The organism is Xylocopilactobacillus apis, assembly GCF_033095965.1.
GTDB classification, from domain to species: Bacteria; Bacillota; Bacilli; order Lactobacillales; family Lactobacillaceae; genus Xylocopilactobacillus; species Xylocopilactobacillus apis.
In genome coordinates, this window is sequence record NZ_AP026801.1 from 1,718,877 (window position 1) to 1,731,837 (window position 12,961).

General features: G+C 35.5%; 13 protein-coding genes and 1 riboswitch. Of the genes, 2 read left to right on the top strand and 11 right to left on the bottom strand.

The genetic code is table 11. The features are described 5' to 3' along the window. Window positions 1-17: 17 nt before the first annotated feature. Complete coding sequence (locus tag R8749_RS08055) at window positions 18-476, bottom strand: PTS sugar transporter subunit IIA (RefSeq protein ID WP_317695776.1); 459 nt, start codon at window positions 474-476, stop codon at window positions 18-20. A 176-nt stretch (window positions 477-652) separates the two neighbouring features. Between R8749_RS08055 and R8749_RS08060 the strand changes: the two genes are divergently transcribed. After that, window positions 653-1,297, top strand: a complete 645-nt coding sequence (locus tag R8749_RS08060; protein ID WP_317695778.1) for a ribulose-phosphate 3-epimerase — start codon at window positions 653-655, stop codon at window positions 1,295-1,297. Window positions 1,298-1,397: 100 nt separating this feature from the next. On the opposite strand, the gene R8749_RS08065 is transcribed toward R8749_RS08060, so the two are convergent. The 3 genes from R8749_RS08065 to R8749_RS08075 form a co-directional block, all read right to left on the bottom strand. After that, complete coding sequence (locus tag R8749_RS08065; RefSeq protein WP_317695780.1) at window positions 1,398-1,595, bottom strand: hypothetical protein; 198 nt, start codon at window positions 1,593-1,595, stop codon at window positions 1,398-1,400. Between the two features lie 92 nt (window positions 1,596-1,687). Continuing rightward, entirely contained in the window at window positions 1,688-1,993 is a 306-nt protein-coding gene (locus tag R8749_RS08070) for a hypothetical protein (protein ID WP_317695782.1), read from the bottom strand. An 11-nt stretch (window positions 1,994-2,004) separates the two neighbouring features. Further along, complete coding sequence (locus R8749_RS08075; protein WP_317695784.1) at window positions 2,005-2,274, bottom strand: hypothetical protein; 270 nt, start codon at window positions 2,272-2,274, stop codon at window positions 2,005-2,007. Window positions 2,275-2,534: 260 nt separating this feature from the next. Here R8749_RS08075 and R8749_RS08080 point away from each other — a divergent pair, with 260 nt between their 5' ends. After that, window positions 2,535-3,410 (top strand): LysR family transcriptional regulator, encoded by an 876-nt coding sequence (locus R8749_RS08080; protein WP_317695786.1) that lies wholly within the window; start codon window positions 2,535-2,537, stop codon window positions 3,408-3,410. On the opposite strand, the gene R8749_RS08085 is transcribed toward R8749_RS08080, so the two are convergent. From R8749_RS08085 to R8749_RS08115, 7 genes are all read right to left on the bottom strand, one after another. Next, the gene (locus R8749_RS08085; RefSeq protein ID WP_317695788.1) at window positions 3,411-4,583 is read right to left on the bottom strand and encodes an MFS transporter; all 1,173 of its coding nucleotides are present in this window, start codon (window positions 4,581-4,583) and stop codon (window positions 3,411-3,413) included. A gap of 15 nt (window positions 4,584-4,598) precedes the next feature. Continuing rightward, complete coding sequence (locus R8749_RS08090) at window positions 4,599-5,573, bottom strand: cyclophilin-like fold protein (RefSeq protein ID WP_317695790.1); 975 nt, start codon at window positions 5,571-5,573, stop codon at window positions 4,599-4,601. A gap of 29 nt (window positions 5,574-5,602) precedes the next feature. Next, a complete protein-coding gene (locus R8749_RS08095) occupies window positions 5,603-6,883 on the bottom strand; it encodes an FAD-binding oxidoreductase (protein ID WP_317695792.1) in 1,281 nt (426 codons plus the stop codon). Between the two features lie 9 nt (window positions 6,884-6,892). Next, window positions 6,893-7,555, bottom strand: a complete 663-nt coding sequence (locus R8749_RS08100) for a flavodoxin (RefSeq protein WP_317695794.1) — start codon at window positions 7,553-7,555, stop codon at window positions 6,893-6,895. Window positions 7,556-7,702: 147 nt separating this feature from the next. Continuing rightward, entirely contained in the window at window positions 7,703-7,891 is a 189-nt protein-coding gene (locus R8749_RS08105; RefSeq protein ID WP_317695796.1) for a hypothetical protein, read from the bottom strand. Window positions 7,892-7,903: 12 nt separating this feature from the next. Beyond that, a complete protein-coding gene (gene mgtA, locus R8749_RS08110; RefSeq protein ID WP_317695798.1) occupies window positions 7,904-10,549 on the bottom strand; it encodes a magnesium-translocating P-type ATPase in 2,646 nt (881 codons plus the stop codon). Window positions 10,550-10,656: 107 nt separating this feature from the next. Continuing rightward, a riboswitch (M-box (ykoK) riboswitch) is annotated at window positions 10,657-10,825 on the bottom strand. A 71-nt stretch (window positions 10,826-10,896) separates the two neighbouring features. Continuing rightward, complete coding sequence (locus R8749_RS08115) at window positions 10,897-12,939, bottom strand: glycoside hydrolase family 31 protein (protein WP_317695800.1); 2,043 nt, start codon at window positions 12,937-12,939, stop codon at window positions 10,897-10,899. Window positions 12,940-12,961: the final 22 nt, after the last annotated feature.

A 12,961-nucleotide genomic window follows, 5' to 3' on the forward strand; every position in this document is an offset into this window, starting at 1 on the left:
ACATCTTTTTCTCTCCTTTAATTTAAATCATATTTATTTAAAATCTCGTACGCATCATTAGCATTTGAAACCGCTAATAGTTCTTTGACTGCTTTTTTATTTTGACAAAATGTCATTAAATTACTCAAAAGCTGTGACTGTTCGTGAGGCTTACTCATTGCAATCATGAAAACTAGAATAACTTTGACATCTAAATCTTTGTTTACCATGCTTTTAAAAGAAACTGGCTGTTTCAAAGTTGCCAGTGCGATTTGTGATGTATTCACATACTCCGAATCAGTATGAGGAATAGCAACTCCTACTCCATCCCCAAGGTCTAAAGCCGTAGGAAATTCTTCCTCTCGTGCCAATACATGCTCTAAGTAGCTATCTTTTACAATGTTTTTGCTTTCTAATTCATTTGCTAATTTAGTAATTATTTCTGTACTACTCTGAACATCTACTTCAAGATTGATTATCTTTTTATCAAAAAACATTCCTCTCCACCTTTCTTGATAGCTAAATATTAAACGCTTTCTTCAAATTTAAAAAAATAAAAATTGCACGCTAAGGTGAAAAAATTTGAGACATATTTTTCACCTTAACTGTGCAAATCTTTTTTTGCGTTCAAATCAATTTTTATTTAAAAATGTTTTAAAGGAGTAATTTTTATATGATTAAAATAGCAGCATCGCTACACAGTGGACCCAAAATTAACCTAGAAAAAATATTAAATGAGTTTTCTCATGCAGACATAGATTTTTTACACATTGATGTAATGGACGGACACTTCGTACCAGAAATAGACTTTGGAGAAGGAATAGTTAAAGAAATAAGTAGTTTTTCAGATATTCCTTTGGATATTCATATGATGGTTGAAAATCCAGAGCTATTAATCAATAACTACTCATTACCAACAACAGAAGTAATTGGAATTCACGTTGAAGCAACACCTCACATTCATCGCGCTTTAACGACAATTAAAAGTTTGCATAAAAAGGCCGAAGTTATTATTAATCCTGATACCCCAGTTTCTACAATAATTCCTGTTCTTAATATTGTTGACCAAGTACTAGTTATGTCAGTCGATCCTGGAACTAGTGGCGCAAAATTTATAGACTCTACTCTTGAAAGAGTGAATTTGCTAAATGAATTACGACAAAAAAATAATTATAACTATTTAATAGAGGCTGACGGAAGCATTGATGATCGTAATATTAAAGGATTGATTGATACTGGACTCGACGTAGCTGTTTCGGGTTCATTTATCTTTAAAGATAATGTTGAAAAGCAAATTCTAAAATTAAAAAATATTTAAAAAATGTTTTTCAAAAAACATTATTAACAATGACTATTTGTGACCATGCTCTAGCCAAAAAAAAACGCCCTGCATCCAAAAAGGATCAGAGCGTTTTGCTTTATTCTGACTTTGTTCTAAACATCAGATTTCTAAATTTGCTGCTTACCAACAGAAGAACAACCGTCCAAACAACCGCAAATGCGATATAAATTAGAAAATCTGCTAAATAATTTTGAGCTGGAATATTAAAAGATTTCAACATCAAAAAGGTAACAATTAAATCTACGAAAAACATTGGCCAAAAATATTTTACCATCTTAATTTTCTCCTAGTGCTTTGATAGGCCTTATCATATCGCCTTTTCAACTTCACAGTGGCAATATTTTTTTAACGTTAACTTTTAATAGATTATCGTTCTGGACTGTTTTCATTTAAAGAATTATCAACATAATTCCAGTACTGGCCGCGGGGATCTCCCTTTTTTCTTTCTTTGTTATCAAGAGCCATTATCACCATGTCGAAAACCAAATAAATTCCTATGCAAACTTCTGCGAGAATATTCCATCCGGCCAAAAACTTCAAAAAACAAGCTGCCAACGTAATTACGACTGCAATTACAAATACAGGATCTAAAAAACGGTGGTTAAAAATTCTAATCGCCGTATATTTAGTAGGATATTTTTCAATAATTTTTTGATAAAAATTTCTTCTCATTCAACACTCCATTAAAGGAAATTCCAATATCTATATTCAGGTCCTTCTTTTTGCCTTAAGTTTAAATCTAAGGCCAATGTGACTAAGTACAATAAAAGATAAAATCCACTGATTAGCTTCATTAAATCATTCCAAGCAGATAAATCGGAATTTAAAAAAGACATTATTACTGACAGATCAGCTGTTATCAAAGGAAAAATCAGCCAATAATAAAATTTCATAATTGGCGTATACTTCGTCGGGTGTTTCTCTAGTAAGACCTGAAACTTCATCTTTTTCATTTTAGATCCCTCTTTAATTGAATAAATTATAAATCTGCTTTGTTAAACAATGGATAAAATTACCTTAATTGAACTTTTTAACGCATTAACGTTTATTAATTGCGTTCACGTTTTACGTAAATTCATCATTACAATACAATTAAATCAAATTATTGTCTTAGTTGAATCAGGCTAAAGAATGATTATTGGAATTAAACCTCATTGGTACCTTAATTTATAATCATTTATAATTAGCTTAATTAACAAATTAGGAGATCGGGATGGAAATTCGTGTCTTACAATACTTCTTAGCTGTCGTAGAAGAAAAAAATATCAGTCGTGCTTCACAAAAATTACACGTGTCTCAACCCAATGTCTCACGTCAACTTAGAGAGCTCGAAGAAGAATTAGGAATCACTTTATTTGATCGAGGCGGCCGCCAAATCGAATTAACTGAAAGCGGCGAATACCTTGCAAATCAAGCACGTCAAATTTTATCATTAGTCAACAAGACCGAGGACAATCTTCAAAATCCGGGAGAACTGACAGGAACTCTTACTATCGGAAGCGGTGAATCTCAGACAATAATGTCAATAATAGAAGTTATCAAGTCGATGAGATCTTTATATCCGAGAATTAAAGTCAATTTAGTTAGTAATAACGCTGACGAAGTTCAAAAAAATTTATTAACTGGATTGTTTGATTTTGGGGTTGTAATGGAACCCAATGACAAACAAAAATTTGAATTTATCAGTCTTCCAGGTGATGTTGAATGGGGGCTTTTAGTGCGAAATGATTCTCCTTTAGCTAAAAAAAAGCATCTTAATCCGCCTGATTTTAACAATCTTGAATTAATTATCTCCCAGCAGCGAGGAGTTGAAACTCTGCTAAAAGATTGGTTGGGTACCAGTCAAGCTCATTACAAGATCATTGCCACTTACAATCTATTGTATAATGCTTCACTTTTAGTTGCTGCTGGAATGGGGGCGGCTCTGGCTTTCAATGGAATTATTAATACCAGGGGCAGCAATTTAAAATTTATTCCGCTTAATCCGCGGCAAACCGCCCAAAGTAGCTTAATTTGGAGTCGCAGTACTACTTTATCGAACGTGGGAAAAGTATTTTTAAAACAAGTCAAAGAGTCATTAGGTAAATAATCAAGAATTCTTCTTTTTCTTGAAATAGGGATTCAACATAATGATAACAATAGCTATCACTAAAAGTATTTCGGTCGCCAACAATGAGCTTTTAGTTCCCCACGTAGTAATAAATTTCCCGGCAATCATTGAGCCAAACGTTGTTCCTAAATTAGCGCCCGTAATAAACAAGCCGTTGGCTAAATCGGGACTTTCTTTCAAAGCATCATTCATAATGTACTGGTTTAAATTCTGATCAATTCCCGCAAATGTCCCCATAATTAAAATTAAGATGAAACTTAAAAATAAATTCTGATTTAAAAAATAAATTATTAAATAGGGCACTAACATCACAATCGGCAAATCCACTAATACTTTATGCGGGTTACTTGCTAAAAGGCTCCCGGCAAGTCCGTTTCCTAAAACATTAGCCAAACCATACACTAACAATAGAGCGCTGATTACGACTGCTGACAATAAACTAACTTTTTCTAAAAAGTCAGATAAATAACTGTAAAATCCAAACACGGCTCCATTTAAACAGATAATTGTGACGATTCCAATCAAGGTCTGCGGCTGAATCAACGCCTTCATTTGCGCTTTAAAACTTTGGGTATTTTGATCTTTAATGGAAATCAAATAGACTGCACAAGCGATCAAAATCAAGGTATTAATCGCCGCAAAAGTCAGCATCACTAATCGAAAGCTTCCTAAACTAGCGATTAAATTAGCAAGAGGAACCCCTAAAACCATTCCGGCAGAAACTCCCATAAAGACGCGTGAGACAAAGCGTGAGGATTCTGCATTGTTATCAGCTATTAGGGCTGCCGTAGACATGGCGTATGAAACAAAAACGGGATGTAAAAATGCTGGTAATAATCGGGCTAATAATAACAATTTAAAATCCGTGATAAACGCCGAAGCAAGGCAGCTGACAACGAATAATCCAATTGCCAGCAGCATGATTTTTTTCTTATTAAAGCGGGCTAACAATGCCGGTAAAAAAGGACCGCAAATTGCAATAATTAAGGCAAAGTAGCTAACTAGACCACCAGCCGTAGCAATGCTTACATTATACTGGCGAGAAATAATTGGCAGGATGCCCATAATTCCCATCTCAGTATTTGTTACTCCAAATGTTCCTAAAGCTAATATTAAAACTAATAAATTTTTTCTGTTTTTTGATAATTCCATATAATCTTCCTTATTTTAGTTGCTCAATTCAATTTGAGCTTCAAAAGGTTCTTGGTGACTGCTAACAAAATTAATATATTTACTATCATTGATGTGCCCAATGCGATGTAATTCTTGAAATTTACCTACTCGTCCATGGTAGAAAAACAAACTTTGATTTTTAGAATTATAATCAAGGTCCCCTTTACCCGGATCATCACCTTTCGTGTCATTTAATCTCAATTTAAAAGGCAGCTTTGCATATTTTTCTGGATATCCGGTCGCAAAATTTTTGACATTTAATTTTTGGGGTAAATGTTTAGCGAAATCTTTTGCTGCAGCTGAATTATTTAAATATCCTTTAAAAACTTCAGAACCAGTCCTAATTGTGATGGCTGTTTTTTTAGAAGGCGTTTTTAAAACCGTCTGATTAATCCAACTCGTAATCCGTTTGGAATCGAGGTCACTAGAAGCTAAATTCAAACCTTTTTGTAAATTTACCCCGGGTACCAAGCGACGAATTGTTGCTTCTGTATTTCTAATTGCACTTGCTTCTGCCATCGAACTCGTAGTAAATGGAACAATAACTTTATGACTTAAAGTTTCTTTATTTTGAGCAAGAAACGACTGCATGGGATAAGCCATATCATTACTCCAAATTGGGAACCCGATTATAATCTTTTGATATTGATTTAAATTTTTAGGAACTCTTTTTAACTGATCAAATTGATGCTTATTCTGCTTTTCTTTCACTAATTTATTAACTTGATCATTATCAGTCGTTGGATAAGATTTTTTAGTTTTAATTTCAACTGATTCAATTCCCGGTTGCTTACCGATTGTATTAGCTAAACGGGCAGTATTCTTGGTAAGTGAATAATAAATTAAAAGTGTCTTCTTTGGTTTAGAATGATGCACTCTACTAACATTTGAACTCTCTGGATGTTTATTTGATTGAACTGTACAAGCAGTAATCAATAAACCAACCATTAGAGCAACAATAATTGTCAATCTTTCTTTAGATTTTTCATCTGTCTGTTTTACATCGTTAACCTTTCATCAAAAATGTTTTTTCTTTGAACTCCAATTTTTCTAAGCATTTTTTCAACATTAATAACCGATCTAGCTCCGCCAACTACTAGAAAGCGAGCAGATTTTACTTCAGACTTGCTAACTATTGCGGTAAGTTGATCGGGCTTTAATCTGCCAACTTGAACGTGATACTTACAGCCTTTTTGCTCTAAATCTTTAAAATAAGAATCAAAATACATTTCCTGCTCGTTAGTGACCGTCCAAATAAGTGAAATAGAACGAGTTTGATAGTACTTAGCAGCTATATTTAAAAGTGGAGCAACACCTGTCCCCATTCCGATTAATACGAGTGGTTCGTCGCTGCTTTTTACAATTGCATCAAAACGTCCAAATGGTCCTTCAGCTTTAACTGGACTGCCAAGTTTCAAAGCCGAAAGCTTGCGAGTATAATCTCCTAATTCGCGGACCGTCAAAACTACTTGATCAGATTGATCAGGTTGAGAATTTGAAATTGAGAACGGGTGAGCCTCAGTTGAAATATCTTTAAATATAAAAAAGAAATAATCTCCTGCTTTAAACGGTGGTTTATTAGATCCAAAATCGATTACAAGCCGCCGAGTTTGAGAACTTAAGGACGCATTTTCTACTAGTTTTCCCTGCCAATAATTCATTTCTAAGATCCATTTTTTCCACAAGTAACAAGCAAGCGTCAAAACGGTATAAGTATCAAAAACCAACATGAAACCAAGATGGAAATTAATTCGACCAATAAGATGAACGTGCAGCCAAATTGCAATAATGACAATCAAATTTAAACGATGAAGCCAAATTGATAATTGATGTTTGAACACCTTTTCGAATTTTTGCTTTAACTGAGCTGCCCAGCGAAAACGATCGACAAACCAACCTGATAGAAAGATGCTGGCGTATATAATTCCAAAAATAAGCAAATACCATGCAATATTTCCAGTAAGTTGGATCCAATAACCCATTGAGGTCATAAATTGGTGATGAACAAAGGCTAAGATTAAAGAGCCAGCCCCTAGTAATGAATGCACAAAATATAATGAAGGCAGACCAATCAAGCGATCTAACCATCGAGGGCGCGTTGATAACAGCACTTCCGCTAACCACCAACTGTACGCCACCAGCCCGCTATCAATAATTAAAATCTGAGTGCCAGTTGTCGTTGACATCTCGGTATTTAAAAGAAGAATTAATGGCAGTGGAAATAAAATTAGGCAAATAAACCAAACTAATTCCAACGCAACTGGATGTTTTTTTAACATTTAATACTCCTAATAACCTAAGCTGTGCAGCCAAGAATCAATTTGTTTTTGCGCGTTATCAGCTTTTTGTCCCTGAATTTCAAAACCTCCCCGAAAATCTGCCTGTGGATATTGCTGCTTTAGTGTTTCAAGCGAATCTCCCCAACCAGAACCTTCATTAGTTGAAAACGGAATAACGCTTTTATGATTTAAATCAACTGCATCCATAAAACTCCGGACAGGCATGGGAATATCACCCCACCAGATGGGATAACCTAAAAAAATTGTTGAATACTTAGAAATTTTGGGTAAAGGACCTACAATTTTGGGTCTTGCATTACGCTGCTGTTCATTTTCTGCCTGATTGACTGTTGCCTCATAATTTTTGGGATAAGCTTTAGCAGTTCTAATTTCAAACTTTTCACCTTTGGTGACTTGTGCAATTTCATTAGCGATTCGCTGAGTATGTCCAATTTTCAAAGTCACGCCGGGGTAATTGGTGCCAGATCGTGAAAAGAAAACAATTAGTACTTTCCCTTTTTGACCAAGTTTTTTATTATTTTGACCCTTTTTGGTAACAACTACGGGACTGGTAGTAACTTTTTGATGTTCGTGACTGCGGATGAAATCGAGACTAAAGATTCCTATTAACAAAACTAATAGTCCGCTAATTAAAGCAATTTTTCTTTTCAAAACTTCCCCCTTTCAAAATTCTTCTAATATTTATTATGCGAGGATGCCTTACCTCAATCAAATACTTATATGTACTAGCAAAATATAACCAATTGTTATACTTTTAATCAAAAAAAACTCATCCTTAATTAGATGAGTTATGTTTAATTAGTTGTCGGATAAATTATTCAATTTTTTAAAAACATCCGTTACTGCATCGACCAACATCAGGGCTCCTGCTCCTAAAAATAAGATTGCCGGGAGTCCTTGATGACGCATAATCCACGCAATTCCTAATAAAATCCAAGTTAGGGCAATCGATGCCTGAACTGGATAACGAATTATTTTTCTTTTCATACTAACTACCTCCTACAATAGTGAACCTGTTTTCTTGATATACCAATTCTTTACAAACGTCACAAGCACAATGTATGCAACACAGGTAGCTGCCAGCAGAAACCAAAAACTTACGGGTAACGCTGTCAACTGTAAATGGCGACCAATGTTCGTAAACGGGAGAACTGAACCAAACAAGAGGGCGATTGAGGTTACCAAAGTGACAATGCCAGAAGCTCGGCTTTGAATAAACGGAATCTTTTCAGTTCGTAAAACATGAATTACTAACGTCTGAGTCCAAAGCGATTCAACAAACCACCCACTGTTGAATAGCTGAATAAATTCTTGGCGTCCAGCTCCTGCAGTTGCAGGGAAAAACTGACCAAGAACCGCAGGACAAATCACCCAATACATTGCAATATAAGTCGTAATATCAAAGACTGAACTTGTCGGTCCAATATATTTCATAAAACTGGAGATACTTTTGGCTTCCCACTTACGCGGAACTCTTAAATATTCCTGATCCATATGATCCCAAGGAATCGACAAGCATGATAAATCGTAAATTAAATTCAATAACAACAGCTGCATCGGCTGCATTGGTAAAAATGGCAAAAACGCACTGGCGCATAAAACTGAAAATACATTACCAAAATTAGAAGAACAAGTTGCCTTAATATATTTCATAATATTGCCAAATGTTTGTCTTCCGCCAACAACTCCTTGCTCCAAAATCATCAAATCTTTTTGCAGCAGGACAATTGAAGCCGATTGTTTAGCAATATCAACCGCTGTATCGACCGAAATTCCAACATCGGCAGATTTCATGGAAGGTGCATCATTAATCCCATCGCCTAAAAATCCGACGACGTGATTATTGTTGCGCAGAGTCTTAACAATTTGAGCCTTTTGTTCAGGAGAGACTTTGACAAAAACATTATTAACTTCAACTGCCTCAGCTAATTCTTGGTCCGTTAAATTTTGAATTTTAGCTCCCGTCAACACGTTGTCAGCATCAAAATTAATGTTGCGACATACTGCTTTGGTGACCAGTAAACTGTCACCTGTAATAATCTTTACATCAGTACCATGATCTTTTAAGGCTTGAATCGATTTAGCAGCCGTGCTCTTAGGCGGATCGAGAAATGCTAAGTACCCTAGAAAGATCATTTCAGATTCATCTGCAACTGATAGTTCATCACCAACGCTCGGCGTCGGATAATTTTTTATAGCTAAACCGAGTACTCGCAATCCATCCTGATTGAGATCTGCCACTTGAGTCAAAATTTGATCTTTCCACGCATCAGTTAATGGTTCATCTTTTCCTTTTGACCTTACAAAATCAGAGACCTCAAGCATTTCTTCAATTGCACCTTTAGTAATCATTTCAATCTTTCCGTCAGCTTCTTCTACAATGGTACTCATCCGGCGCCTTGAAAAATCAAACGGCAGTTCATCAACTTTTTCATACCAATCATCATCAATCGAAAGTTCACGTTCAGCCGCTTTAATGACGGCCTTATCCATTAAATTATTGAGTCCCGTCTGAAATCTGCTGTTTAGATACGCATATTTCAAGACTTGGTCTTCTTCTTGATGATTCACGTTGTAATGATATTCCAAAATAATTTTGTCTTGCGTTAAAGTCCCCGTTTTATCAGTGCAGAGAACGTCCATTGCGCCAAAATTCTGAATTGAATTAATATTTTTTACAATTGTTCCGCTTTTAGACATTCTTAGTGCCCCGCGCACCAGATTAGTCGTTACAATTACTGGCAGCATCTCAGGCGTTAAACCAACGGCTGTGGATAAACCAAACAGTAGAGCTTGACCCCAATCTCCTTTGGTTAGTCCATTTAAAACGCAGACAATCGGTGCCATTACTGCCATAAAACGGATCAGTAGCCACGAAGTTTGACTGATGCCTAAATCAAAATTCGTTGGGGTTGGCTTGTTGTTAGTGATACTTTGCGTTACCTGACCAAAACGGGTCTCTTTACCTACAGCGATTACCATCCCCATTGCAGTACCGCTCACAACATTACTTCCCATAAATGCAAGAGTGGGACTATCAGTAATGTTTTCATATTTACTTGCTTCGTATTCGGCATGCTTTTCAACGGGATAACTTTCCCCTGTCAATGCTGCTTGAGAAATAAAAAGATCTCGCACTTGCAATAAGCGTAAATCTGCTGGAATCATGTCCCCCGCAGCCAGTTTCACAATGTCTCCCACTACTAGGTCATCTAAAGGGATCTCTTGCAGGTAGCCATCACGGTACACTCCGGTGGTAACTTTAACCATTGACTGAAGCTTATCTGCAGCATTATTTGATTTAACAGACTGAATTAGAGTCATAATCCCACTGGTTAGAACCATGATTGAAATAATAATGGTTCCAGTTAAATCTCGATCGGCAGGCGCCGACCATAAATAATCGGTGCAAAAGGAGATCAGCCCTAAAATTGCAAGGACAATTGTAAATGGAGTAATAAATGCTTGGAAAAATTGAATTGAAAGCGGGGTTTTCCGCTGGTAATTAATTTTGTTGCTGCCATACTTTTCCCGCTGTTCATTCAAATCTTGTTTTTTTAATCCACTAAGTTGTGAATCAAAAATTTGCAGCACCGTTTTTGGTGTTTGTTGAGCAATCTTGATGTAATCTTTTGTTTCGTACATAATAAAAAACCTCCTGACAGTTGAGTCTAAGGAGGTTCCTACAAATAATAATAGCCGCGACTAGGGTACGGCATTAGATAAAAAAATGCCGCGAATAAATCGCGGCCCCCTAAAATAAATCTTTTATTTTAGCACTACCCGGCGTAAAGACGTCAGTCATTAGCTACTTGGGAAATAACCTTCGTTCGGTTATTTCTGTCCTATACATTGGCGTTTCGCAACGTTTCTGTACAGCAGCTTATGTCCGTGTAGGAGCCTCGTATATTTAATTAAATCGTTCAACTTGGCAAGATTAACACGCTAAATATTGAATGTCAACAAAAATAAAAAAATTTAATTTTCTAAAATTATATCGTGAATAAGTTTAATTTTCTTGATAATTCTGCATCCTTCTTAACAAAAATCGGTATTCGATCTAAAGGGGCATCAACTTCAATTACTTGACCACCAGAAAATTCTTCTTTCGTCCAAATATTTATCCATTCTGAAAATGTCGGAAGATAAACATCTCGTTTGCGAATCCCAAAATCAAAAATTGGTGCTACTAAAATGTCGCTTCCAAACATATGCTCATCAGATACATTAACTGAATTGGTATCTTTAGGAAATTCATAGTAAAGAGTTCTAATTAACGGGTACCCATAACGGTGAGCTTCCTGGTAAAGGTCTTTAATATAAGGCTTAATATTTTCACGAATAGTAATAAATTTTCGTAAAATGTTTAAGGTTTCTTCCCCATAAGACCACACTTCATTAGCCGCACCGCTGGCAACACTTGAAGAATCCAATGGATTTTCATGCGGTTCACGATCACCATGCATTCTTAAGACTGGACAAAATGTTGCATATTCAAACCAACGAATTAAACACTCTTTAAACTTTGGATCATCAATCACACCCCCATGAAATCCACCAATATCAGTTGTCCACCAAGGAATACCAGCAATACCCATGTTTAACCCTGCTTGATATTGATTGCGTAAAGAACGAAAACTTGAATCAATATCTCCACTCCAAACCAAAGCACCATATTTTTGGCTGCCTGCCCAAGCAGAACGAATTAAGTTAACGACTTTATCTTGACCTTCATTTTTCATGTTCTCGAAAAATCCTTTTGCCAACATTTTAGGATAAATATTTCCAACAGATGTGTTACGACCAATTTTTAATCGATATAAATCAAAATCATACGGAGAATATTCAGGTTCAGCTTCATCAAGCCAAAAAATTTTGATTCCATATTTGTAATAATGATTTTTTACCTTACTCCAAACATAATTCCTTGCTTCGAAATTGGTAGCATCAAAAAAAATTGAGTTACCTTGAAACTTCATCGAAACCCTTGACCCTTTATCCGATCGAATTAAATATCCTTTTTCTAACATTTCATCATAATTTTCGGATCGCTCATCAATATTTGGCCAAACTGAAACCATTAATTCAATTCCCATTGATTTTAATTCTCCGACCATTGATTCTGGATCAGGCCAATACTTGGAATCAAATTTAAAATCGCCCTGTTTAGTCCAGTGAAAAAAATCAATAACAATTACAGATAAAGGAATATTTTGATTGTAATAACTCCGGGCAACTTCTAACAATTCTTCCTGAGTCTGATATCGCATCTTACTTTGCCATAAACCTAATCCATAATCAGGCATCATCGAAGGACGCCCAGTTACTTGAACATACTTCTCAGTTATTTCTTTAGGAGTCTGACCACAACAAATCCAATAATCTATTTCGTTTGTATCTATTGCTGTCCATTCGGTAATATTTTTTGCAAAAGTTACTCTCCCGATAGCTGGATTATTCCATAAAAACCCGTACCCTTTACTAGACATCATAAAAGGAACCGTAGTTTGAGAGTTTCTTTGGGCCAATTCTAAAGTACAATATTTTAAATCTAATTGACTTTGTTGATACTGACCCATTCCATATATATGTTCATTATCTTGACTTTCAAATCTAACCGTGGCGAAATAATCTCCACCTGTTTTCGGAGTTAATTCACGTCCCTCAACTTTTAGCGCGCTGACAAATTGGTTTACCATATTTGAATCAATAAAATCATTTTGATCTTGTTGATTTGGCAAAGAATGTCTTCTAATCCGCCAGTATTCTTCTAACAATAGGTGTTCATTTAGATCGTAAAAAACAATTTTACCAAAATGATCTACTGTAGCTTTCACAGATCCATTTCTAATGTAACTTACATCATCACTATATTTAAGTTCAAAATCATCAACATCTACATCTTCTGTAAGTGCCCAGTTATTTTCAGAAAATTTATTTTTTGTTTCTCTAACTCGTAATCCCTCTCCCCAAGGTATTACTTGTAAAACTCGATCATCGTTACGCCACTCTAAATAAAGATTTTTTGATTTCACAAACAAATTAAATGTCTCCTAT